The organism is Streptomyces sp. NPDC058001 (assembly GCF_042886315.1).
Classification (GTDB): Bacteria; Actinomycetota; Actinomycetes; order Streptomycetales; family Streptomycetaceae; genus Streptomyces.
In genome coordinates this window covers 185,449-210,262 of record NZ_JBHVQT010000007.1, presented here as the reverse complement: position 1 = coordinate 210,262, position 24,814 = coordinate 185,449, and the positions used below count along the sequence as shown (strand labels likewise).

The 24,814-nt window shown below is 67.8% G+C and carries 15 protein-coding genes; 11 read left to right on the top strand and 4 right to left on the bottom strand.

Features of this window, described 5'->3' with window-relative positions; translation table 11 throughout:
• Positions 1-33: 33 nt before the first annotated feature.
• A complete protein-coding gene (locus tag ACFVT5_RS19070; RefSeq protein ID WP_389888708.1) occupies positions 34-1,563 on the bottom strand; it encodes a helix-turn-helix domain-containing protein in 1,530 nt (509 codons plus the stop codon).
• Positions 1,564-1,960: 397 nt separating this feature from the next.
• Here ACFVT5_RS19070 and acnA point away from each other — a divergent pair, with 397 nt between their 5' ends.
• Positions 1,961-4,675: an aconitate hydratase AcnA gene (gene acnA, locus ACFVT5_RS19065; protein WP_389888705.1), complete on the top strand. Its 2,715-nt coding sequence runs from the start codon at positions 1,961-1,963 to the stop codon at positions 4,673-4,675.
• A gap of 89 nt (positions 4,676-4,764) precedes the next feature.
• Complete coding sequence (locus ACFVT5_RS19060) at positions 4,765-5,343, top strand: TetR/AcrR family transcriptional regulator (protein ID WP_389888702.1); 579 nt, start codon at positions 4,765-4,767, stop codon at positions 5,341-5,343.
• Between the two features lie 4 nt (positions 5,344-5,347).
• Here the strand turns inward: ACFVT5_RS19060 and ACFVT5_RS19055 are convergent, their stop codons facing one another.
• Positions 5,348-9,163 carry a GH92 family glycosyl hydrolase gene (locus ACFVT5_RS19055; protein ID WP_389888699.1) on the bottom strand — a complete coding sequence of 1,272 codons (3,816 nt, stop codon included), beginning with the start codon at positions 9,161-9,163 and terminating at the stop codon, positions 5,348-5,350.
• 476 nt (positions 9,164-9,639) lie between these two features.
• Here ACFVT5_RS19055 and ngcE point away from each other — a divergent pair, with 476 nt between their 5' ends.
• From ngcE to ACFVT5_RS19040, 3 genes are read left to right on the top strand one after another with little or no spacing between them, the layout of a single operon-like run.
• A complete protein-coding gene (gene ngcE, locus ACFVT5_RS19050) occupies positions 9,640-11,094 on the top strand; it encodes an N-acetylglucosamine/diacetylchitobiose ABC transporter substrate-binding protein (protein ID WP_389888696.1) in 1,455 nt (484 codons plus the stop codon).
• A 46-nt stretch (positions 11,095-11,140) separates the two neighbouring features.
• The gene (locus ACFVT5_RS19045) at positions 11,141-12,064 is read left to right on the top strand and encodes a carbohydrate ABC transporter permease (protein ID WP_389888693.1); all 924 of its coding nucleotides are present in this window, start codon (positions 11,141-11,143) and stop codon (positions 12,062-12,064) included.
• Between the two features lie 12 nt (positions 12,065-12,076).
• A complete protein-coding gene (locus ACFVT5_RS19040) occupies positions 12,077-13,045 on the top strand; it encodes a carbohydrate ABC transporter permease (protein ID WP_389888690.1) in 969 nt (322 codons plus the stop codon).
• A gap of 81 nt (positions 13,046-13,126) precedes the next feature.
• On the opposite strand, the gene ACFVT5_RS19035 is transcribed toward ACFVT5_RS19040, so the two are convergent.
• Complete coding sequence (locus tag ACFVT5_RS19035; protein WP_389888687.1) at positions 13,127-13,687, bottom strand: response regulator transcription factor; 561 nt, start codon at positions 13,685-13,687, stop codon at positions 13,127-13,129.
• Between the two features lie 310 nt (positions 13,688-13,997).
• Between ACFVT5_RS19035 and ACFVT5_RS19030 the strand changes: the two genes are divergently transcribed.
• Both ACFVT5_RS19030 and ACFVT5_RS19025 read left to right on the top strand, forming a co-directional pair.
• Positions 13,998-14,450 carry a DUF2690 domain-containing protein gene (locus ACFVT5_RS19030; RefSeq protein WP_389888684.1) on the top strand — a complete coding sequence of 151 codons (453 nt, stop codon included), beginning with the start codon at positions 13,998-14,000 and terminating at the stop codon, positions 14,448-14,450.
• Between the two features lie 102 nt (positions 14,451-14,552).
• Positions 14,553-18,953, top strand: a complete 4,401-nt coding sequence (locus ACFVT5_RS19025; protein WP_389888681.1) for a hypothetical protein — start codon at positions 14,553-14,555, stop codon at positions 18,951-18,953.
• A gap of 70 nt (positions 18,954-19,023) precedes the next feature.
• Here ACFVT5_RS19025 and ACFVT5_RS19020 read toward each other — a convergent pair whose 3' ends face one another.
• Entirely contained in the window at positions 19,024-19,596 is a 573-nt protein-coding gene (locus ACFVT5_RS19020) for a DUF6461 domain-containing protein (protein ID WP_389888678.1), read from the bottom strand.
• A gap of 257 nt (positions 19,597-19,853) precedes the next feature.
• Here ACFVT5_RS19020 and ACFVT5_RS19015 point away from each other — a divergent pair, with 257 nt between their 5' ends.
• The 4 genes from ACFVT5_RS19015 to ACFVT5_RS19000 all read left to right on the top strand — a co-directional run bounded on the left by ACFVT5_RS19015 (position 19,854) and on the right by ACFVT5_RS19000 (position 24,621).
• The gene (locus tag ACFVT5_RS19015; protein WP_389888675.1) at positions 19,854-21,053 is read left to right on the top strand and encodes an ROK family transcriptional regulator; all 1,200 of its coding nucleotides are present in this window, start codon (positions 19,854-19,856) and stop codon (positions 21,051-21,053) included.
• 133 nt (positions 21,054-21,186) lie between these two features.
• On the top strand, positions 21,187-22,290 hold the full coding sequence (locus tag ACFVT5_RS19010; protein WP_389888673.1) for a substrate-binding domain-containing protein: 1,104 nt from the start codon (positions 21,187-21,189) through the stop codon (positions 22,288-22,290).
• A 241-nt stretch (positions 22,291-22,531) separates the two neighbouring features.
• Positions 22,532-23,320, top strand: coding sequence for an ATP-binding cassette domain-containing protein (locus tag ACFVT5_RS19005; RefSeq protein ID WP_389888670.1), 789 nt, complete (start codon positions 22,532-22,534; stop codon positions 23,318-23,320).
• Positions 23,317-24,621, top strand: a complete 1,305-nt coding sequence (locus tag ACFVT5_RS19000) for a sugar ABC transporter permease (RefSeq protein ID WP_389888667.1) — start codon at positions 23,317-23,319, stop codon at positions 24,619-24,621. Before ACFVT5_RS19005 ends, ACFVT5_RS19000 begins: the two co-directional genes overlap by 4 nt.
• The last annotated feature ends 193 nt before the right edge of the window (positions 24,622-24,814 follow it).

Sequence of the window (24,814 nt, the reverse complement as noted above, 5' to 3'; positions counted from 1 at the left end):
AAGCCCGTTCCGGAATGTGCGGGAAGGTTTCGGTCAGATGTCCCGGAACGTCTCGATCTGGGCGCCCACCGAGTTGAGGCGTTCCGCCAGGTCCTCGTAGCCGCGGTTGATGACGTACACGTTGCGCAGCACCGACGTGCCCTCGGCGGCCATCATCGCGAGGAGGACGACCACGGCGGGACGCAGTGCGGGCGGGCACATCATCTCGGCGGCGCGCCAGCGTGTCGGGCCCTCGACCAGGACCCGGTGCGGGTCGAGCAACTGGAGGCGTCCGCCGAGGCGGTTGAGGTCGGTCAGATAGATGGCGCGGTTGTCGTAGACCCAGTCGTGGATCAGGGTCTTGCCCTGCGCGGACGCGGCGATGGCCGCGAAGAACGGGACATTGTCGATGTTCAGGCCGGGGAACGGCATCGGGTGGACCTTGTCGATGGGCGCCTCCAGTTTGGAGGGCCGGACGGTGAGGTCCACCAGCCGGGTGCGGCCGTTGTCGGCGACGTACTCGGCGGAGCGGTCGTGGTCGAGGCCCATCTCCTCCAGGACCGCCAGCTCGATCTCCAGGAACTCGATCGGCACCCGCTTCACGGTCAGTTCGGACTCGGTGACGACGGCCGCGGCCAGCAGGCTCATCGCCTCGACCGGGTCCTCGGACGGCGAGTAGTCCACGTCGACGTCGATGGTCGGCACACCGTGCACGGTCAGCGTGGTGGTGCCGATGCCGTCGACCTTGACGCCGAGTGCCTCCAGGAAGAAGCAGAGGTCCTGGACCATGTAGTTCGACGACGCGTTGCGGATGACGGTGGCGCCGTGGTGGCGGGCGGCGGCCAGGAGCGCGTTCTCGGTCACGGTGTCGCCGCGCTCGGTCAGTACGATCGGGCGGCCGGGCGACACATCGGGGGAGACCTGCGCGTGGTAGAGGCCCTCGGTCGCGGTGATGTCGAGGCCGAAGCGGCGCAGCGCGATCATGTGCGGCTCGATGGTGCGGGTGCCGAGGTCGCAACCGCCCGCGTAGGGCAGCTTGAACTGGTCCATGCGGTGCAGCAGCGGGCCGAGGAACATGATGATCGAGCGGGTACGCCGGGCGGCCTCCGCATCGATGGCCGCCATGTCCAACTCGGCCGGCGGCACGATCTCCAGGTCCACGCCGTCGTTGATCCAGCGGGTGCGGACGCCGATGGAGCCCAGCACCTCCAGGAGGCGGTAGACCTCCTCGATACGTGCGACGCGCCGCAGTACCGTACGGCCCTTGTTGAGGAGGGTGGCGCACAGCAGCGCCACACAGGCGTTCTTGCTCGTCTTGACGTCGATGGAGCCGGAGAGGCGGCGACCGCCCACGACTCGGAGGTGCATCGGCCCGGCATAGCCCAGGGACACGATCTCGCTGTCCAGGGCTTCCCCGATGCGGGCAATCATCTCAAGGCTGATGTTCTGGTTGCCGCGCTCGATCCGGTTCACCGCACTCTGACTGGTGCCGAGCGCCTCGGCCAATTGTGACTGGGTCCAGCCACGATGCTGTCGGGCGTCACGGATGAGCTTGCCGATGCGTACGAGGTAGTCGTCTGCCATGAGTCGCAGGTTATCTCACATATGAGATGAGGTTCGAGTTGGGAGTGGCGTCCGGGTGAGGCATATGCGCCCAACGGGGTGCGTTCTGACGATCCGTCGACGCACCGTCGGCGTCAACTCGAACCGGGCCGTCCGGGTGGCGGCCGGGCCGCGGGCGCGCCTCGGGCCGCACCCCGACACCGTCGGCGCATACCCCGTGGCCGCCCGGACATGACCCGGGCGGCGCGATGTACTAGAGTTATCTCGACATCGAGATATCTGCCGAGGCGCACCACGGCCGCACGGCGTCGCCGATCTGGCGGTAAGGGTTACCTAACTTAGCCTTACCTCAGCAGATCGGCAACGTGACGTGGCGGGAGGATGTGGTGGAACGCGCACATATATGAAGGAGACTGTCGTGTCGGCGAACAGCTTCGACGCCCGCAGCACGCTGCGCGTGGGCGACGAGTCGTACGAGATCTTCAGGCTGGACAAGGTCGAGGGCTCCGCGCGCCTTCCCTACAGCCTCAAGGTGCTCCTGGAGAACCTGCTCCGCACCGAGGACGGCGCGAACATCACCGCCGACCACATCCGGGCGCTCGGCGGCTGGGACTCCCAGGCGCAGCCCAGCCAGGAGATCCAGTTCACGCCGGCCCGCGTGATCATGCAGGACTTCACCGGTGTGCCCTGTGTCGTGGACCTCGCGACGATGCGTGAGGCCGTCAGGGAACTCGGCGGCGACCCGGCGAAGATCAACCCGCTGGCCCCGGCCGAGCTGGTCATCGACCACTCCGTCATCGCCGACAAGTTCGGCACGAACGACGCCTTCGCGCAGAACGTCGAGCTGGAGTACGGCCGCAACCGCGAGCGGTACCAGTTCCTGCGCTGGGGCCAGACCGCGTTCGACGAGTTCAAGGTCGTCCCGCCCGGCACCGGCATCGTCCACCAGGTCAACATCGAGCACCTGGCCCGTACGGTCATGGTCCGTAACGGTCAGGCGTACCCCGACACCCTCGTCGGCACCGACTCGCACACCACCATGGTCAACGGTCTCGGCGTCCTCGGCTGGGGCGTCGGCGGTATCGAGGCCGAGGCCGCGATGCTCGGCCAGCCCGTGTCGATGCTCATCCCGCGCGTCGTCGGCTTCAAGCTGACCGGTGAGCTGACCCCCGGCACCACCGCCACCGACCTGGTGCTGACCATCACCGAGATGCTCCGCAAGCACGGTGTCGTCGGCAAGTTCGTGGAGTTCTACGGCGAGGGTGTCGCCGCGACCTCGCTCGCCAACCGCGCCACCATCGGCAACATGTCGCCGGAGTTCGGCTCCACCGCCGCGATCTTCCCGATCGACGCCGAGACCATCAAGTACCTGAAGCTGACCGGGCGCAGCGCGCAGCAGCTCGCGCTGGTCGAGGCGTACGCCAAGGAGCAGGGCCTCTGGCTCGACCCGGCCGCCGAGCCCGACTTCTCCGAGAAGCTGGAGCTGGACCTCTCCACGGTCGTCCCGTCGATCGCCGGTCCCAAGCGCCCGCAGGACCGCATTGTCCTGGCCAACGCTTCCCAGCAGTTCGCGCAGGACGTCCGCAATTACGTCAACGACGACGAGGAGGCCGGCAAGGAGTCCTTCCCGGCGTCCGACGCCCCGGCCTCCGCCAACGGCGTCCCGTCGAACCCGACCACCGTCACGGCCCCCGACGGTTCGACGTACGAGATCGACCACGGCGCCGTCACCGTCGCCGCGATCACCTCCTGCACCAACACCTCGAACCCGTATGTCATGGTCGCCGCCGCGCTGGTGGCCAAGAAGGCGGTCGAGAAGGGCCTCACCCGCAAGCCGTGGGTCAAGACCACGCTCGCCCCGGGCTCCAAGGTCGTCACCGACTACTTCGACAAGGCCGGGCTCACGCCCTACCTCGACAAGGTCGGCTTCAACCTCGTCGGCTACGGCTGCACCACCTGCATCGGCAACTCGGGACCGCTGCCGGAAGAGGTCTCCAAGGCCGTCAACGAGCACGACCTCGCCGTCACCTCGGTGCTCTCCGGCAACCGCAACTTCGAGGGCCGGATCAACCCCGACGTCAAGATGAACTACCTGGCGTCCCCGCCGCTCGTCGTCGCCTACGCCCTCGCCGGCTCCATGAAGGTCGACATCACGCGCGACGCACTCGGCATCGACACCGAGGGCAAGCCGGTCTACCTCCAGGACATCTGGCCCACCGAGGCCGAGGTCAACGACGTCGTCGCCAACGCCATCGGCGAGGACATGTTCAACAAGTCCTACCAGGACGTCTTCGCGGGCGACGCCCAGTGGCAGGCGCTGCCGATCCCGACCGGCAACACCTTCGAGTGGGACGCCGAGTCGACGTACGTCCGCAAGCCCCCGTACTTCGAGGGCATGACGATGGAGACCACCCCGGTCTCCGACATCTCCGGCGCCCGCGTCCTGGCCAAGCTGGGCGACTCGGTCACCACCGACCACATCTCCCCGGCCGGCGCCATCAAGGCCGACACCCCGGCCGGCCAGTACCTCACGGAGCACAGCGTGCAGCGCCGTGACTTCAACAGCTACGGCTCGCGCCGCGGCAACCACGAGGTCATGATCCGCGGCACCTTCGCCAACATCCGTCTGCGCAACCAGATCGCGCCGGGGACGGAAGGCGGGTACACGCGGGACTTCACGCAGGACGACGCGCCCGTGGCGTTCATCTACGACGCCTCGCGCAACTACATCGAGCAAGACATCCCGCTCGTCGTCCTCGCGGGCAAGGAGTACGGTTCCGGCTCGTCCCGCGACTGGGCCGCCAAGGGCACCGCGCTGCTCGGCGTCAAGGCCGTCATCGCCGAGTCGTACGAGCGCATCCACCGCTCGAACCTCATCGGCATGGGCGTCCTGCCGCTCCAGTTCCCCGAGGGCGCGACCGCCGAGGCGCTGGGCCTCACCGGCGAGGAGACCTTCTCCTTCACCGGTGTCACCGAGCTGAACAACGGCACCACGCCCCGCACCGTCAAGGTCACCACGAACACGGGCGTCGAGTTCGACGCGGTCGTCCGGATCGACACCCCCGGTGAGGCGGACTACTACCGCAACGGTGGCATCATGCAGTACGTCCTGCGCTCGCTCATCCGCAAGTAGGCGGTACCGAGCGCGGATCGCAGACCGCATCTGAGGGCCGTACCCCTGAACGCCAGGGGTGCGGCCCTCTGCTCCCGTAAGGACACGGCATGCGACAGAACCCCGCGCGGCGCACCGCCCTGCTCGACGCCGCCATCGAAGTCCTCGCCCGCGAAGGCTCCCGAGGGCTCACCCTGCGCGCCCTCGACCGGGAGGCCGGCGTGCCGACGGGCACCGCGTCCAACTATTTCTCGGACCGCGCCGACCTGCTCGGGCAGGTCCTGGGGCGGGTCAGGGAACGGCTCACCCCCGACCCGGCCGCACTCGGCGCCACGATGACCGCCGAACCGTCCCGGGAACTCGTCGTCACGCTGCTGCACCAGCTCGTCGGCCGGATGCACGCGGACCGCAGCAGCCATCTCGCCATGATGGAACTGCGGCTCGAAGCGACCCGGCGGCCCGAACTCCACGAGGAGCTGAGCCGCTTCTTCGGCGCCGAACTCGACGCCAACATCGCCTTCCACCTCGACGCGGGGCTGCCCGGCGACCGTACCGGCATCGTGCTGCTCTACCTCGCGATGCTCGGCCTCCTCCTGGACGAGCTGACCCTGCCCGGCATGCTCACGCACCATCGCCCCGACCAACTGGTCGAGGCGATGGTGGCGAGGCTGCTCAGCGAGGAGCGTTAGGGGGTCAGGACAGCAGCTCCACCTCCGCGAGCGTCGACTCCGTGTCGAACACCAGCCTGTAGTGCGCGTACGCCGTGGACGAGCCGACCGAGAAGACCCGGGTCTGCTTGTCCCAGGCGAAGGACTCGCCCGAGCGCTTGTCCAGGTCCTGCCACGTCGTACCGTCCGCGGAGCCCTGGAGGACCCAGCCCTTCGGGGCCTTCGTCCGGTCCGCCGAGGTCAGCGTGTACTGCACGGCCCGGGTGTCGCCCGCCACCGGCAGGTCGACGGAGGCCACGGTCGCGTTCGTCGCCGAGGTGTTGTCGAACAGCGCGCCCGCACCCTTCAGCGCGTCCGTGCGCGGCGTGGGCACCTTGTCGTCCTGCGTCACCGACGACGGCGCCGCGTTCTTGCCGGTGCCCCACGACGACGGCTTCGAGCCCATCGAGAACTCCAGCACACCGCCGCGCGCGATCTTCTCGTGCGGCAGCGCCGTCGAGTTCCACGCCTTGCCGTTGACCTTCAGGCCCTGCACATAGATGTTCTTGCCGCTGTTGCGGGGCGCCTTGACCACCAGATCGCGGCCGTTGTCCATATGGACGGTGGCCTTGGTGAACAGCGGCGACCCGACCGCGTACTCGCCACTGCCCATCACCAGCGGGTAGAAGCCCAGCGCCGAGAACAGGAACCAGGCCGACTGCTCGCCGTTGTCCTCGTCGCCGTGGTAGCCCTGCCCGATCTCGCTGCCGGTGTAGAGCCGCGAGAGGACCTCACGGACCTTCTCCTGCGCCTTCCAGGGCTGACCCGCCGCGTCGTACATGTACGTCACATGGTGGGCGACCTGGTTGGAGTGCCCGTACTGGCCCATCCGGACGTCCCTGGCCTCCGTCATCTCATGGATGACCCCGCCGTAGGAACCGGGGAACCCGGCCGTCTCCGGCGTCGCGAAGTAGGTGTCGAGCTTCTTCGCGAGCCCGCTCCGGCCGCCGTACAGATTCGCCAGACCCCGCGAGTCCTGCGGCGCGGTGAAGGCGTACCCCCAGCCGTTCGTCTCGGTGTAGTCGTACCCCCACACGCGCGGGTCGTACTTCGCCGAATCGACCCGCCAGTCGCCCTTGGCGTCGCGGCCCTGGAAGAAGCCGGCCTGGTCGTCGAAGAGGTTGACGTAGTCACGCGCCCGGTTGAGGAAGTACTCCGACTCCTCCTTGTACCGCTTCTTGCCGGTCTTCTTGTAGAGGGCCTGCCCCATCTCCGCGATGCCGTAGTCGTTGACATAGCCCTCCAGCGCCCAGGACAGACCCTCGTGGGTGTCCGTGCTGGTGTAGCCGAGGAACGGTGAGGTGGCCATGCCCTTGCGGCCCACGCCCGAGGACGGCGGCACGACGGTCGCGTTCTTCAGGGCCGCGTCGTACGCCGCCTCCGCGTCGAAGTCGACGCCCTTGACGTACGCGTCGGCGAACGCCACGTCCGACGAGGTGCCCGTCATCAGATCCGCGTACCCGGGCGAGGACCAGCGTGAGGTCCAGCCGCCGTCCTTGTACTGCTGCACGAACCCGTCGACCAGCTCACCGGCCTGATTGGGCGTCAGGAAAGAGTAGGCGGGCCAGGTCGTGCGATACGTGTCCCAGAAGCCGTTGTTGACGTACGGCTTGCCGTCGACGATCTTCGCGCCGGTGTGCGTCGGCGTGTCCGGGTTCGGCTGCGGCGAGAACGGCGACGCGTACTGGTACTTCGAACCCACCTTCTCGAAGCCCGAGTTGGGGTACAGGTACAGCCGGTACAGGCTGGAGTACAGCGTCGTCAGCTGGTCCGGTGTGGCGCCCTCGACCTCGACGCGGCCCAGGACCTTGTCCCACTGCTGCTGGGCCTTCGAGCGGACCTTGTCGAAGGACGAGCCCGACGGGATCTCCTGGCGCAGATTGTCCTTCGCCTGGTCCACGCTGATCAGCGAGGTCGCCAGGCGCAGCGACACCGTGCGGTCCTTGCCCGGCTTGAAGCGCAGATAGCCGGCCACATCGCCGCCAGCGTCGCTCTTCAGCTTGCCGCCGTCGGTCACCGCAGTGTCGAAGACGCCGTACACGAACAGGCGGGTCGCGCCCGTCGACAGACCGGACTTCACGTCCGAGTAGCCGGTCACGACACCGTTGTCGGCGTCCATTGTGAGTCCGGCCTTCTCGGAGACGTTGTCGAATATCACGCTCGCGTCGTCACCGGGATAGGTGAACCGGAACATCGCCGCGTGATCCGTCGGCGTCATCTCCGTCTTGAGGCCGTTCTCGAAGGTCACGCCGTAGTAGTGCGGGCGCGCCGTCTCGTTCTCGTGCCGGAAGGGCAGCGCCCGCGCGGTGCGGGACGCGTCCGGGGTGCCGGCGGCGAGCGACGGCATCATCTGGAACGTCTGCCGGTCACCCATCCAGGGGCTCGGCTCATGGCTCGCGCTGAACGCCTGGAGTGTGGGCAGATTGTCCGCGTTGTTCCCGCGCGCGTAGTCGTACAGCCAGCTCAGGGAGCCCGCGTTGGTCACCGGCGTCCAGAAGTTGAAGCCGTGCGGGACCGCCGTCGCCGGGAAGGTGTTGCCGCGCGAGAAGCCGCCGCTGGAGTTGGTGCCGCGGATCGTCGACGCGTAGTCCGACAGATGCGCCTTCGGCTTCTCGGGCTTCGCGACCTTCAGCGCCACATCGTCGATCCAGCCGCGGAACTTCGCCGGGCCCTTCGGCGAGTCGTACGCCACCAGGATCCGGTCGACCGTCTTGCCGGCCGCGACCGAGCCGATCCGCGAGACGACGTTGTTCCACTGGTTGACGTAGAGCGTCTTGGCCGCGCCCTGCCCCTGCGGAGTGAGCTTGAAGCCATGCGCGTCCAGGGCGCCGAGGTCACTCAGATAGGTGCCGTCGGTGAAGGCGAGGTCCATGGACACGTTCGTCGCGTCGTAGTCCAGATCGCCCTCGGCCATCGACGGGAAGACCCGGTACGACAGCTCGGTGTCCCGCCCGACCCCGACGTTCACATCGAAGACCTTGTTGTACGAGTACGCCCGGCCGTCCGCCTTGTGCGAGCCCGCGTACCGCAGCGCCCGCTTCCCGGTGAAGCCCGCGCCCGCCTTGGCGGTGGGGGAGCCGCTGGGGCCCCGGTCGACCAGGGACAGCATGTCCTTCGGCGTCGGGTCGCCGGCGTCGGCCGTCGCGAACTGGACATCCGCGAGCTGGGTCGCGTCCGACGCGCCGTTGTTCTTCGTGATGTCGAGGCGGAAGTGCGCGAAGCTCTCCGGCGCCGCGAAATCGTAGATCTTCGTCTGGAAACGACCGCTGAACGTCTCCCCGGACCGGGTGTCGAGGGTCTTCCACTCCTTGCCGTCGGCCGAACCCTGAAGGGTCCAGTCCTTCGGGTCACGGTTCGGGAAGTCGTTCGCCGACGTCATCGCGTACTTGACCGCGGTGACCGGCTGGTCCAGGTCGAACTCGACCCAGCCGGTGGGGGCGAAGGTGAGCCACTTGGAGCTGGGCTCACCGTCGATCAGGTTCTCCTTGACCTCACCGGAGCCCGAATTCTCCCCACTCGCCCGGACATCGGTGACATGGTCCGTGACGTTCCCCGGGATGCCGGCGCTGTAGCCGCCGTCCACGCCCGATGTCCGTTTCTCGCCCGTGGGTCCGGTCTCCACCGTGCTGAGCCAGTCGGGAGCCGGGTCACCGGACTCGAACGACGAGCCGAACTCCTTGTCGGGCTTGGCCGCTTGGCCCCCCGTCGCCACCGCGGCGCCCTGCCCCGCGACCACGAGCGCGAAGGCCGCCGTCCCCAGGACGGCGGTCGAACCTAGTCTGTGCCGAGATCTGCGCCGCATCTCTCTGCCCCTCCTCCGGAACCAGACAACGTTGTCAATTCCACTGCGCAAGGAACAGTAGTGCGGCAAGTGCTCTACCGTGTCAAGGGTGTTGTGCGTGATGTCCGTGGTGTATGACGCGGGAGGGTGGTACGACCACGCATTCGGAGTTGTTTTCGGACACCGTAGAAGGGCTCGCCGAACTCGCCTCCGGCTCATATATCCGCGAGGTCTCAACTAGGGAAAGACTGCCGACCTAACCTGCATTCGATCTTGCCCATGGCCCGTCAAGTGGACTATACCTGTCGCGTCCGCACCGGTTCCCAACCGGCGGACGCCCCGGGGGGATGGGGAGACGGACCACGGTGTCAGGGGGCATCAACTCCGTATATTCCAGGCGTTCCCGGTACTTGCAGCACGACCCCAGCTTCATATCACCGCGGTGCCGGGGAGGATCCGGTTCACCGCCTGAGTCCTGGAGAAGAGAGGACTTGAGCATGGGATCCACTTCCGCCCAGAACAACCACGAGGGCGTCGGCCGTCGCGATCTGATCAAGCGCTCCGCCGCGCTCGGCCTGATCGCCGTGCCCACGATGGGTTTCCTGTCCGCCTGTGCCACCGGTGGTGGCGGCGACGACACCAAGGAGACCGACAAGCCCAAGGGTGAGACCTCCGCCAAGAACCCCCTGGGGGTCAAGAAGGGCGCCGCGCTGGAGGCGTTCATCTTCAAGGGCGGTCTGGGCGACCAGTACGCGAAGGACGCCGAGGCCGACTACAACAAGACGTACGGCGTCACCGTCAAGCACACCGGCACCCAGGCGGTCGGCCCCAAGCTGACCCCGAGGTTCGCCGGCGGCACCCCGCCGGACGTCATCGACAACTCCGGCGCCGACCACTTGGACATGAACAAGCTGTCCACCCAGGGCCAGCTCCAGGACCTCGCCGCGCTGCTCGCCGCGCCCTCCATGGACGACGCCGCCAAGAAGATCAGTGACGTCATCCACCCCAGCACGATCGAGAAGGGCAAGCACGGCGACGTCTTCGACGTGCTGTACTACGCCTTCACGATCTACGGCACCTGGTACTCGCAGAAGACCCTCGACGACAACGGGTGGACCTACCCCAAGACGCTCGACGACATGGTCAAGCTCTGCGGCGAGATCAAGAAGAAGGGCATCGCGCCCTGGACGTACGCGGGCAAATACCCGTACTACGTCCACTTCAACCTGTTCGCCCAGATCGCCAAGATCGGCGGCATGGAGAGCTGGATCGCGATCGACAACCTGGAGCCCAACGCCTGGACGAGCAACGACGCCGTCAAGCAGGTCGTCGAGCACTACGAGGAGCTGGCCGCCAAGAAGTACTTCCTCGAAGGCAGCCAGGGCCTGACCCACATCCAGTCGCAGACCTCCTGGAACAAGGGCAAGGCCGTCTTCATCCCGAACGGCTCCTGGGTCGAGAACGAGTCCGCCCCGACCACGCCGAAGGACTTCGCCATGGCGGTCGGCGCGCTCTTCGACGGCGGCACGTCGGACAAGCTCCCGCAGGGCACCCTGCGCGCCGAGCCCAGCGAGCCGTACATCGTCGCCAGCAAGGGCAAGAACCCCGAGGGCGGCATGGAGCTGCTGCGGATCATGCTCTCCAAGAAGCACGCGCAGAACTTCGCCACCAAGGTGAAGTCGCTGACCTGTGTCATGGACGCCACCGAGGGCATGACCCTGTCCCCGGGCCTCGCCTCCGCGAGCAAGGTGTTCAAGGACGCCGGCACCAACCTGATCAGCCTCCAGCTCCAGGAGTGGTACCCGGCTCTCACCGACGAGAAGATCGGCGGCCTGACCGGTCAGCTGCTCACCGGTGACCTCAAGGCCGCCGACTGGATCAAGAAGGCGCAGGCGTACGCCGACGACGTGGCCAAGGACGACTCCGTCACGAAGTTCAAGCGCACCGCCTGATCCGTCCGTTCGGCAACAGAGCACACAAGGGGAAGGCCGGGAAGTCATGCGGCACGGGAAATACCGATTCATTGTGGGCTTCCTGGCCCTGCCTTTGATTCTTTACGCGGTCTTCGTGATCTCGCCTTTCGTGCAGGCGTTCCAGATCTCGATGACCGACTGGTCCGGCCTGGTCGGCACGGCCAAGTTCGTCGGACTGGACAACTTCCAGCGGCTCTGGGAGAGCGCCGACTTCTGGAACGCGCTGCGGCACAACATCTATATGCTGCTCGCCATTCCGGTGATCACGCTCGGCCTCGGCCTGTTCTTCGCCTTCATGCTGAATGTCGGCGGCAAGCGCAAGAAGAACGAAGTGGTCACGGGCGTGACCGGCTCCAAGTTCTACCGCTTCGTCTACTTCTTCCCGCAGGTCATCTCGATCACGATCATCGCCGTGATCTGGTTCAACATCTACAACCCGGACCCGAACGACGGCATGCTCAACTCCCTGCTCGGCGCCGTCGGTCTGGACAGCTTGCAGAACGCCTGGCTCGGCGAGAAGAGCATCGCGCTCCTCTGCATCAGCGCGGTCATGGTCTGGGCGAACGTCGGCTTCTATGTCGTGCTGTTCTCGGCGGCCATGGCGTCGATTCCCCGCGAGATCTACGAGGCGGCCCTGCTCGACGGGGCCAACCGCTTCCACACCTTCTTCCGGATCACCCTCCCGCTGCTGTGGGACACGGTGCAGACCGGCTGGGTGTACATGGGCATCATCGCCCTGGACGCGTTCGCCCTCGTCCAGATCATGTCGGTGAACAACGGCGGACCCGACGGCGCGACGGACGTCATGCCGCTGAGGCTCTATCAGACGGCCTTCCGCGACAGCCAGTTCGGATACGCATCCGCCATGGGCATCGCGATGCTGATCGTCACCATGGCCTTCGCAGTACTCACGATGCGTTTCGCGCGGCGTGAGCGGATCGAGTTCTAGGGGTACGGGCGGATGGCAACCGAAATCGACACGGTCTCCAAGGACGACGGGGACGGCGGGAACGACGGGCGCGGCACGGAAGGCGCGGGCGGCGCGGAACGTCCCCGGATCACCAAGAAGTTCGGCCCGACGGACGGCCGCTCGTCCGAGGGCGGTGTGCTGAACGTCTTCTCGCACGGCATGCTCGTCGTCTGGGCCCTGATGGTCGGCGTGCCCCTGCTGTGGGTGCTCTGGAGTTCCTTCAAGGACACCAACGCGATCCTCACGGACCCCTGGGGCCTGCCGACGACCTTCCACTGGGAGAACTGGTCCAAGGCGTGGGAAGACGCCAACATGGGGACCTACTTCATCAACACCGTGATCGTGGTGGGCGGTTCGGTGATCGGGACCATGGTGCTCGGCTCGATGGCCGCCTATGTGCTGGCCCGCTTCGAGTTCCCGGGCAACCGGCTGATCTACTACTTGTTCGTCGCCGGTATGTCCTTCCCGGTGTTCATGCTGGTCATCCCGCTCTTCTTCGTCCTGCGGGACTTCCCGGGGACCTCGCTCCTGGCGACGTACCAAGGTCTGATCCTGGTCTACATCGCCTATTCGCTGCCGTTCACGATCTTCTTCATGACCGCGTTCTTCCGAACACTGCCCACGTCGATCGCGGAAGCCGCCGCGATCGACGGGGCCTCGCACGCGCGGACCTTCTTCCAGGTGATGCTGCCGATGGCCAAGCCCGGCCTGATCAGCATCGGTATCTTCAACTTCCTGGGGCAGTGGAACCAGTACCTGTTGCCGATGGTGCTCAACCAGCAGGAGGACAAGTACGTCCTGACCCAGGGCCTGGCGATGATCGCGCTGCAACAGGGCTACGAGAACGACTGGGGCGCGCTGATGGCCGGCATGATGATCGCGATGCTGCCGGTGCTGATCGTGTACTTCGTCTTCCAGCGCCAGGTGCAGGCCGGTCTGACGGCGGGCGCCCTGAAGTAGCCCCCGCTCCCTCGCGGAACTCGTGGGACGTGGCCCCCGGTGCCCTTCGGCGCGCGGGGGCCACCTCCTTTTTCTCCCCGCTCAGTTCAGGAGCTGCGCCTCCCAGGCCAGGCGTGCCGCGAGGGTCCGGTTCGGGGTGCCGAGCCGGTCGAGGATGGTCTGCACATGGTCCTTCACGGTGGCGGGCCCGACAGCGAGCGCTTTCGCTATCTCCGGATTTGTCAGACCTTTGCCGACGAGCGTCAGCACTTCCTGCTGACGTGGTGTCAGTTTCTCCTGCACCTGCCGCAACGCGCTGTTGGTGTGCGGCTGTTCATTGCTGCGCAGAAATCCGGTGACCACGGTCCGCGCCCAGGGCGCCGGCAGTGACCAGCCGCCCGAGGTGACGGTCCGGATCGCCTGGGCCAGTGATCGGGCGCCGCTGTCCCGCTCGGCGATACCGAGCACTCCCGAGCGCAGGAGGCGGTGCAGTGAGAGATGGTCGTGCGCCGGGATGAGCAGCAGCAAGGGCGCGGAGCCCCGGCGGCGCAGCCGGGACAGGGACGTGAGCAACGGGTCGGCGCCTCGGTCGGAGCCGAGGAGCAGGACATCCGGTGCCCCGCGACGGGCCGGGGAACAGGTGTCCTGCAACGCTCCGGTCATGGACACTCTGATGTCCGATTCCCTGGTCAACAGGGCTTCCACACCTGCTCGATACACTTCGCTGTCGTCAAACAGCCCTACGTCGATCATGGCCCCCCCGGGTCTCATGAAGCGCTTGCTGTACGCACCTGAGTCTACGGATCCGCCTACGCCGAACAAGGGGGATTACGCTCCACCGATCGGCGGGTGCGCCTCTCGCGCCACCACCGATCAGTGGTGGTTACCCCGACGACGCCCGGATTGAATGCCCATGTCAACGAGGGGCCGCGGGGGGACGCGCGGGGCCCCGAGGTCATCGGGAAGGACAAGGGTGAAGAAGCACCTGATCAAGAAGGCCGCCGGCGTCGTGGGCGCGGCCACCGTCATGACGCTGGTACCGCTCGCGGGCACGTCGTACGCGGCGACCTGCAGTGGGACCGGATGTACCAACAAGGGCCCGGTGGCCACGGGTTGCGACGCCGGCGCCACGACCAAGAAGTCCACCGGTGACTCCTATCGGTACGCGGAGCTGCGCTGGTCCGCGACCTGCGACGCGGGCTGGGTCCGCGTGGTCACCAAGGACTCCCCGTGGGGTCCCGACTACGCCACGATCGAGTCCTGGAACAAGAACACCTGGGACCTGACCAAGTCCCTCAGTGTCTCGGCGGTCAGCAACGGCAGCGACTGGTCCAACATGATCGGCGGCGCCGGGTACGCGTATCGCGTCTGCTACAAGAACGCCTGGGAGAACACCCTTTCCTGCAGCGGCTACTGGTATTCCTGAGCCGCTTTTCCGTCAGCCCGCCCCTATTTCGTCCGATGTGCCCCGCCCGCGGCGTGATTCCGTCGCGAGCGGGGACATCGGCATGCCGGTGAGGAGTTCAGGGTGATACCGAACAGAAGACGACGGGTGTCGTGGGCGGCGGTTCTGGCCGCCGCCGCGATGCTCGCGGGGACGGTCCAGGGGTCGGCAGGCGCCGCGGCCCCCGGACCGGGCGGCGAGGCGCGCGAGACGCCCGCCGCGCCGGCTCCCGACGCGGTGCCCGCCGCCCAGCGGACCGCGTTACTGGGCAAGGACTGGAAGGAGTCAGGGGATGTCGCGTGGACGACGAGCGGTGACGCGAGCGGCTTCCACGTCCTGACGGCCCGCGAGCGGGACGGCTACGCGTGGCGTACGGCGGCGACGCTGTCGGAGCCCGGGTTCGACGCGGACGCCTGGATCGGGAACATCTGCGTCACCGGCTCCGGGAAGCGGGCCGTCGTGGTGTACGCGCCGCGGACGTTCACCAACAAACCGGCGCTGATGGCGCGCGGCGCCTTCACCGCCGTGGTCGACCTGACATCGGGTGAGGTCACCAAGCTCAAGGTCAAGGCGTCACTGTCGTACTACAACCCGGGCTGCGGCACGGGTGAGAGCGCGGTCCTTACGCAGTCCGGCGGGGACGACCTGCCCGGCACCCGGCTGATCCGCCTGGACACCCGCACCGGCGCGGTGGCCGAGCCGATCCGGAGCAAGGGACAGGTCACGTCGGCCGTACCGGCGGCCGATGGCACCGTCGTCGGCGCGTCGGGCGCGCAGGTGGTACGGATCGACGCGCGGGGCAGGGGTACCGCGCTGGCCCGTACCGACGGGGTCCCGTACCGGCTGACGCCCGACGGGGACGGGGGTCTGGTCTTCCTCGACAATCGGGGCGAGACGGCGCGCGTGAAGCGGATCGGCGCATCGGCCGTCGCCCGCCCGGACGCCGCCGGCACCGGCCCGGCCGTCCTGGCGCAGGGCCGGGCGACCGAGACCGGACTGACCCGCAGCGCCGGGACCGTCTACGTCACCGGAGCGACGAAGCGCACCGCGGCCTCCGCCGAACTGCCCGGTACCGTACGTCGGTTGGCGGGGACGCCGAAGGACGTGACCGTCTCCACGCGGGGCGCGTCCGTCCTGGAACACCCGGAGTGGGGTGACGGCAAGGGGACGCTGCTGCAGCCGGGCGACGCGGGCCGCGCCCGTACCGTCAAGCTGTCGATGACCGTGCGGGACTCCGGGCGCGAGGCGTCGTTCACGGTGGATCCGGCGCGGCGGGAGTCGGAGCACGCGGCGCAGGGGCGCGCGATGTCGCCGGGTCTGACCGGCGCCGCGTCCTCCGGGAAGGCGGCTTCCGGCCCCTCGGCGAAGGCGGTGGCGGCGTCGTCGCCGACCGACCCGGTCGAGGACGAGCGCACCTGCTCCGTCCCGCGCAACGACCCGCGCAACCAGGCGATGCAGCCCAAGCCGCGCCAGGTCGAATGGGCCGTGGACATGGCGGTCACCGGATATCTGAACACTCACATCAGCCGCCCGGCGAACTGGAAGAACCTGGGGATGCCGGCGTACCAGCCGCAGAACCTCTTCCTGAACCCGGTCGTCGAGGGCGGCGGCCGGGCGATGGCACAGGTCATGCTCGGGGTGACCGCGCAGGAGTCGAACATGTGGCAGGCCGCGCGGTCGGCGGTGCCGGGTGTGACGGCGAACCCGCTGATCGGCAACTACTACGGCATCGACCTCTACGACGGTTCCAGCGCCAACGACTGGGACGTCGACTTCGCCGAGGCGGACTGCGGTTACGGCATCACGCAGGTCACCGACCACATGCGGATGGCCGGGCGCGAGGACGGACACGGCGGCGCCGCCTGGGACTACCAGAAGCAGCGGGCCGTCGCGCTCGACTACACCGCCAACATCGCGGCGGGCCTCCAGATCCTGATCTCCAAGTGGAACGAGACCCGGGCCGCCGGCATGACCGTCAACCACGGCACGTCGGGCCGCCCCGAGAACTGGTACTACGCCCTGTGGGCGTACAACTCGGGCTTCTACGCCAAGACCTCCGACGGCTCCCCGTGGGGTCTGGGCTGGGCCAACAACCCCGCCAACCCCGAATGGGACGCGGGCAGGCTCCCGTTCATGGAGAACGCGGCCGGCGGCGACGACGCCAGCGCGGCGGCGCGCCCGCAGAACTGGCCCTACCAGGAGAAGGTCCTAGGCTTCGCCGCCCACCCGCCGTCCTTCCTGGAGTCCCCGGGCGTCATGGTCCCCGCCTTCCGGCAGGCCACCTGGAACGGCACCGGAGAGGCGGTGACCGTCAAGGGCAGCGCCCTGTACAACCGGGCGGGCGTGAAGGCGCCGGAGAACGCGTTCTGCGACACCTCCAACTCCTGTGACCCGAGCCGGATCTCCGACTCGGCGTCCAACGACAGCGCGACCAGCGGGCCGTGCGGCCGTGCGGACTTCAAGTGCTGGTGGAACAAACCGGTCACCTGGAAGACCGACTGCGTCGACACCTGCGGGTACGAGTTCATCCGCTTCGCCAACACGATGCCCGAGGAGGCCGACGGCACCGCCTATCCACCCGCCTGCACCACCAGCGGGCTGCCGTCGGGCGCCCTGATCGTCGACGACGTCCCCGAAGGCACCCCGGTGGTCCGCTCCGGCTGCTCCAACAGCGGCTGGTCCAACGCCGGCACCTTCTCCTTCCAGTTCTCGAACAACGGCACCGAGACCGTGTACCCCTCGAAGGTCGACCTCCACCAACTCGGCGCAGGCTTCGGCGGCCACTTCTGGTTCGGGCACACCCGTATCGCCGACGACAAGGGCATGCGGCTGAAGATCGAGGGCAAGTGGCGGCTGAAGGACCCGCTCAAGAGCCAGGCGAAGGTGATGGTCCACCTTCCCGATCACGGCGCCCAGACCGCCAGGGCGACCTACGAGATCGACACGGCCCACGGCACGGAGCGCCGGACCATCTCCCAGCCGGGGAACGGCAACCGCTGGGTGTCGCTCGGCGCCTTCCGCTTCGACAACACGCCGGAGGTACGGCTCAACTCGATCGCCTCGGACGGCACGGGTGACAAGGACGTCGCGTTCGACGCGGTCGCGTTCGTCCCCGGCAACTACGACCTGATCCCCGACATCCGGCTTCCGGAGGGGGACCCGAACGCACCCGAGCCCGCCGACGTGGAGCCGGTGACCACGGTGCCCGGGGACGTCTTCCCGCGCCCCGGAGTACGGTCGGCCACGGCGGACAGGTCGACCGGGAAGCACCCGGACGCTTTCGACTGCCGGCCCGTCAACGGAAAGAAGAACACCGAGGTCTGCCTCGAATTCCCCGACGACCCGGCGAAGAAGAAGCCCTCCCCGACCACCCCGTCGTCCCCAGGGATCAGCGCCGCCGACTTCTGCGACCAGAACGGTTCGGCGAAGTTCTTCAGCAGAACGAAGGCATGCCTACAGGACACCTTCTCCGCCACGGTCTACAAGGACGGGGTGCCGATCGCCCAGAACATCTACGCGTACGAGCACGAGATCGCTCTCGACATCGAGAGCGCCACATTCCGGCAGACGGTGACCATCAGACCGACGATCGTGGATCCGAAGGTTCCCTCGGTCGGCATCAACCTCCAGTCCTTCTGCTCCGGGAAGTGCTCGTCCGGAGGCATTATCTGGTCCGTCCCGGCCACCTGGGCACCGGGTGACATGCATACGGCGGTCGGCACGATCGACCACAGCTGGCAGGGCACATCGGGCCACGAGACCATGCACCTGAACTGGATCATCTCGTCGACCATGGCGGGAGCACCGAACGGCGGCGCGGACTTCGAGGTGGCGGGCGGAAAGATGGACGTCCGCTGCGACCTCGAAGCCAAGGCCACCAGGGGGAAGCCGGGATGTGTCTTCCCGGAGTACATCCCGACCTACGTCGTCAACACCGCGGCGAACCCCTCGGCGGCGGCCTTCTACTGGATCCTCATGCAGAAGCTGCCGTCCCATCCGGGCAGCCGGGACCACAACGAGCCGCTGAACTACCTCGCGGATTCGGTCCGGCAGCAGCAGAACCGGGATCTGGTGTGCCCGAAGTCGGGCCCGGACAGGTTCGTCGGCAACCCCGCGTCGAGGCCGCCGGGCGGAACCTCAAGCTGCGACGAGTATCCGTTCGCGGCCACCTACCAGAGCGGAGGAATGCCCCCGCAGGCCGTCATGTCCGGAAAGGACTGCACTCAGATCTACGCGTCGCCGGTGGCCGGCGGAGGATGGACCATCCTCGAAGACCCCACCTACTCCCGGGTCAACACCTGGACCGAGATCTGTGGCCGGGCCAGCATTCCCGGCGACGAGAACTCGGGCGCGGCCAACCGGATCGGTCTGTTCTTCGTGCCCAAGAACCGGGTGCTGGACAAGGACCGGTTCTATCTGAGCACCCCTGGCTTCGAGGAGTGCACGGACCTGGCCCAGATCTGCTTCGTGCGGACTCGTTCATGACGCCCGTACGCCGGTGAAGCGGGGCGGCCGGACCGGGAGCGCGTACCGCGGTCCGGCCGCCCATGACCCCCTACGAGCGGGTGAGGACGACCGCGGGCAGAACTCCGTGTTCGAGGGGCTCGCGCGGCAGGCTCAGACCGAACGCCTGCTCCGTCATGCCGAGGATGAGAGGGCTCGGGTCGGTGTCGGGGACCGTGGTGCCGTCAGCGTGCAGAAGACCGGCCGCGTGGAGTGCGGGGACGAGCGAGGCAGGGTCGGCGCCGCCCATCTGCGCCGCCTCGACCCCGGGTTCGAAGTCCGCCACGACCTCACCGTCACGGGCGTACAGGAACCACTTCGGCGGTGTCCCGCTGTCCAGGAGCACCACCGCCTCCGTACCCGCCGAGACCCGCCGCAGCGTGGCCCGGTCCATTCCCTCGGCGCTCCAGTGCTCCAGGGCGAACGCCCACCCCGCGCAGGTACCCAGGCGGGCGACCGGACCCTCGTCCATGGCGAGCGTGAAGGCGTCGCCGTCCGACACGGCGGGCAGGATCCGCGCGGGATCCCCGCCCAGCCCGCGTACCAGTTCCTCGACGTCCAGTCCCCGCGCGAACGTCGCGCAGTACGTGTCGAAGACGTCCGCCATCCATGTGACGCCGTCCAAGTCACCCTCCCCGTGGCCGGCCCGGCAGCTGTGCGCGGGTTGTTCCGGCACCGTATCCGCCCCGGCCGCATCCCCCTCCGGCCGGTCGTCCCCGGTGGAGGGTCGGTAACCGATTTCCGTCAAGGACTTGACTGCGGTAACCCGTTCAGCGGAGCTTGGAGTTCACAACTTGTAAATGACCCGGGTTCCGCTGGTGTGATCCGGGCCACAGGGGCGGCATCGCGTCCGCCCCGCAGAGGGCAGAGGTGGATGAGTCGATGGAGACTCCGGGGTCGCAATCGTCGTTGCACCGGGCCAATCTGGAGCGCGTGGTGCGCGCGGTGCGGCTGGCCGGGTCGCTCACCCAGGCGGAGATCGCGCGGACCACGGGGCTTTCCGCCGCGACGGTCTCCAACATCGTCCGGGAGCTGAAGGACGGCGGAACGGTCGAGGTCACGCCCACGTCGGCGGGTGGCCGCAGGGCCCGCAGCGTCTCGCTCAGCGGTGACGCGGGCATCGTCATCGGCGTCGACTTCGGGCACACCCACCTGCGCGTGGCGATCGGCAACCTGGCCCACCAGGTGCTCGCCGAGGAGTCGGAACCCCTCGATGTGGACGCCTCCGCCGCGCAGGGCTTCGACCGGGCGGAAGTCCTGGTCAACCGGCTGATCGCGGGGACCGGCGTGGACCGCGAGAAGGTCGCGGGCGTCGGGGTCGGCGTCCCCGGTCCGATCGATGTGGAGTCGGGCTCCCTGGGGTCGACCTCGATACTGCCGGGCTGGACCGGCACCAAGCCCGCCGAGGAACTGCGCGGGCGGCTCGGCGTGCCGGTCTACGTGGACAACGACGCCAATCTGGGCGCACTGGGCGAGCTGGTCTGGGGCAGCGGACGGGGCGTCAAGGACCTCGCGTACATCAAGGTCGCGAGCGGTGTGGGTTCGGGTCTGGTGATCAGTGGACAGATCTATCGGGGTCCCGGTGGAACTGCGGGAGAAATCGGACATATTACACTCGACGAATCGGGACCCGTGTGTCGCTGCGGCAATCGCGGGTGCCTGGAGACCTTCGCGGCGGCGCGCTATGTGCTGCCGCTCCTCCAGTCGAGCCACGGTACGGATCTGACCATGGAAGGGGTGGTCAGGCTGGCGCGTGACGGCGACCCGGGCTGCCGTCGCGTGATCGCGGACGTCGGGCGTCACATCGGCAGCGGTGTGGCGAATCTTTGCAATCTGTTGAACCCGAGCCGGGTCGTCCTCGGTGGCGATCTGGCGGAGGCGGGAGAACTGGTTCTCGGGCCCATCAGGGAATCCGTCGGAAGGTATGCCATACCCAGCGCGGCCCGTCGTCTTTCCGTACTTCCTGGGGCACTTGGCGGTCGTGCCGAGGTGCTCGGGGCCCTTGCGCTGGCACTCAGCGAGATGGGTGATTCCACCCTTTTGGACGGTTCTGTCCAGGTGGCTACACCTGCCTTCACTTAGTTCACGCATGGCACCGTTGTCATCTCGTTAAGGATTTACTCCTTGACGCTGGCGTGGCGGCCGAGTTGACTTCCAGCCACCTCGGCCGCAACGACGCGGCCTCGTCAGGGAGGTTTCTGAAGTGAACACGCGTATGCGTCGTGCAGCCGTGGCCGTGGCCGCCACCGCGATGGCCGTCTCGCTGGCCGCCTGTGGCAGTGCCAAGGAGTCCGGCGGTGGGTCCAAGGAGTCCGGGGGCTCCAAGAAGGGTGACGCGCTGAACATAGGTCTGCTCCTGCCGGAGAACCAGACCGCGCGCTACGAGAAGTTCGACAAGCCGCTGATCGAGAAGAAGGTCAGCGAGCTGACGAACGGCAAGGGCAAGGTCACCTACGCCAATGCCAAGCAGGACGCCACCACCCAGAACCAGCAGGTCGACACGATGATCACCAACAAGGTGGACGTCCTCATCGTGGACGCCGTGGACGCCAAGGCCATCGAAGGCTCCGTCAAGCGGGCCAAGGACGCCGGTATCCCCGTCGTCGCGTACGACCGCCTGGCGCAGGGCCCGATCGACGCGTACACCTCCTTCGACAACGAAGAGGTCGGCCGTGTCCAGGGCAAGGCCCTCCTGGAGGCCCTCGGCTCGGACCCCAAGGCCGGCAACATCGTCATGATGAACGGCTCCGCCACCGACCCGAACGCCGCCCTCTTCAAGAAGGGCGCCCTCTCGGTGCTTGAGGGCAAGGTGAACATCGGCAAGTCCTACGACACCAAGGAGTGGAAGCCGGAGAACGCCAACGCCAACATGGAGGGCGCGATCTCCGCCCTGGGCAAGGACAAGGTCATCGGCGTCTACTCCGCCAACGACGGCATGGCGGGCGGCATCATCACCGCCCTGAAGGCCGCCGGCTTCTCCAAGCTCCCGCCGGTCACCGGTCAGGACGCCGAACTCAACGGTGTGCAGCGCATCGTCACCGGCGAGCAGTACATGAGCGTCTTCAAGTCGTACCCGCAGGAGGCCGCCGTCGCCGCCGAGATGGCCGTCGCGCTCGGCAAGGGCGAGTCGCTCGACTCCATCGCCAAGGACAAGGTCGACTCGCCGACCACCAAGCAGGTTCCGTCGGTGCTCGTCCCGGTCGTCTCGCTGACCAAGGACAACATCAAGGAGACCGTCATCAAGGACGGCTTCTACACCCTGGACGAGATCTGCTCGGCGCAGTACAAGTCCGCCTGCGACAAGATCGGCCTGAAGTAGGCAGACCCGTCCCGCGTCCCGTGGGAACCCGCTCCGGCGGGCTCCCCGTGCGCGGCCGGAGCGCCCCCCAGACCTGCCCGGTGTCCCGCCACCATCGCCCCGCCGCACCGGCGGGGCATCGGGCAGAACACGGAGCGGCCTCCGGCCGACACCCCCTCGCCGAGGGGATTCTGCTGTCCTTCCGCTCAACCCTCCGCGCCCGACCCGGCGCGGCATCCCCGCCGGTCAGGCGGCGAAGGAGATGGTTCACGTGTCCGCTACGCCCGTGTTGGCGTTGCGCGGGGTCTCCAAGCGGTTCGGTGCCGTCCAGGCGCTCACCGACGTAGAGCTTGAGGTCCACGCCGGTGAGGTGGTCGCCCTGGTCGGCGACAACGGCGCCGGAAAGTCCACGCTGGTCAAAACGATCGCCGGCGTGCATCCCGTCGATGACGGAGTCGTCGAGTGGGACGGCCGGCCGGTTCAGATCAACCGGCCGAACGACGCCCAGAACCTGGGCATCGCGACGGTCTACCAGGACCTCGCGCTCTGCGACAACATCGATGTCGTGGGGAATCTGTACCTCGGCCGTGAGGTCGTACGGCACGGTGTGCTCGATGAGGTCGAGATGGAGCGCCGCGCCCGCGAACTCCTCGACACCCTGTCGATCCGCATCCCCAGCGTGCGCATCCCCATCGCCTCGCTCTCCGGTGGCCAGCGGCAGACCGTCGCCATCGCCCGCTCGATGCTCGGCGCGCCCAAGCTCGTCATCCTCGACGAGCCCACCGCCGCGCTCGGCGTCGAACAGACCGCCCAGGTGCTCGACCTGGTGGAGCGGCTGCGGGAGCGCGGCCACGCCGTCATCCTCATCAGCCACAACATGGCGGACGTCAAGGCCGTCGCGGACAAGGTGGCGGTGCTCCGGCTCGGCCGGAACAACGGCGTCTTCGACGTCAAGTCCACTTCGCAGGAAGAGATCATCTCCGCCATCACCGGCGCCACGGAGAATGCCGTGACCCGTCGTGCGGCGCGTCATGGGGAGGCCCAGAAGTGACCATCGACAAGGGCGGCTCCGCGCCCACCGACACGATTCCCACCGGCTCGGTCGAGAACACCGAGGCCGCGTCGGCCGCCGTCACCGCCGTCGACCCGCGCCTGCTCGTCCGCGAACAGGGCCTGGGCGGCTATGTCTCCGAGTTCAAGCGCAAGATGCGCGCCGGCGACCTGGGCTCCCTGCCGGTCGTCATCGGCCTGATCATCATCTGGATCATCTTCCAGAGCCTGAACTCCAACTTCCTGAGTGCGGAGAACCTCTCCAACATCTCGGTCAACATGGTCGGTACGGGCATGATCGCCGTCGGTATCGTCTTCGTGCTGCTGCTCGGCGAGATCGACCTGTCCGTCGGCTCGGTCAGCGGCGTCGCGGGCGCCGCCTTCGCGGTGCTCAGTGTCACGCACGGCATGAACGAGTGGCTGGCCTTCGTCCTGGCCATCCTCACCGGCACCGCCGCGGGCGCCATCCACGGCTTCTTCTTCGCCCGGATCGGTGTGCCCGCCTTCGCCGTCACCCTCGCGGGGCTGCTTTTCTGGAACGGCTTCATGCTCCAGATCCTGGGCAGCAACGGCACCATCAACCTGGACAGCAACGGCGTCGTCGCCAAGCTGACCAGCTACTACTTCACCGATGTCGCCGCCGCCTACGCGCTCGCGATCGTCGTGGTCGCCGGGTACTTCCTCACCTCGTACCTGGGCAACCGCCGCCGTGAGGCCGCCGGGGTTCCGTCCCAGCCGCTCGCGGAAACGATCGTGCGGACGGCGCTCCTGGCCGTCCTCGCCTTCGCCGTCGCCATCCTCTACAACCAGTACAAGGGTCTGCCGCTGGCCGTGGTGATCTTCATCGCGGTGCTGCTGCTCACCGACTTCGTGCTGCGCCGCACCACCTTCGGCCGGAAGATCTTCGCGCTCGGCGGCAGCGTCGAGGCGTCCCGGCGTGCCGGTATCAACGTCGAGATGGTCCGGATCTCGGTCTTCGCGATCTCCGGCACCTTCGCGGCGATCGGCGGCCTGTTCATCGCGTCGAAGATCGCGTCGGCCAACCAGGGCGCGGGCGCCGGTGACCTCCTGATGAACGCCATCGCGGCGGCCGTCATCGGCGGCACCAGCCTCTTCGGCGGCCGGGGCCGCACCTGGAACGCCCTCCTCGGCGTCCTGGTGATCGTCTCCATCCAGTACGGCCTTGCTCTCCAGGGCATCGCCTCGCCGATCCAGTACATGATCACCGGTGCGGTGCTGCTCGCCACGGTCGTCATCGACGCCGTGACCCGCAAGACCCAGAAGACGGCGGGCCGCGCCTGATCGTCCGCCCGCCCGGTCCGGGCCCTGCCCGACTGCCCAGTGCCCCGCGCCGACACCCGGCGCGGGGCACAGGCACGCGCACCTTCATGCGGGCCGTGCACGCCGGTTCGAATACACCCGAACGGGTGACGTACGTCCCCGAACCCAGGGCACCGTCCGGGTGGACGGAACATTAGACTCGGCAGACCCGGCA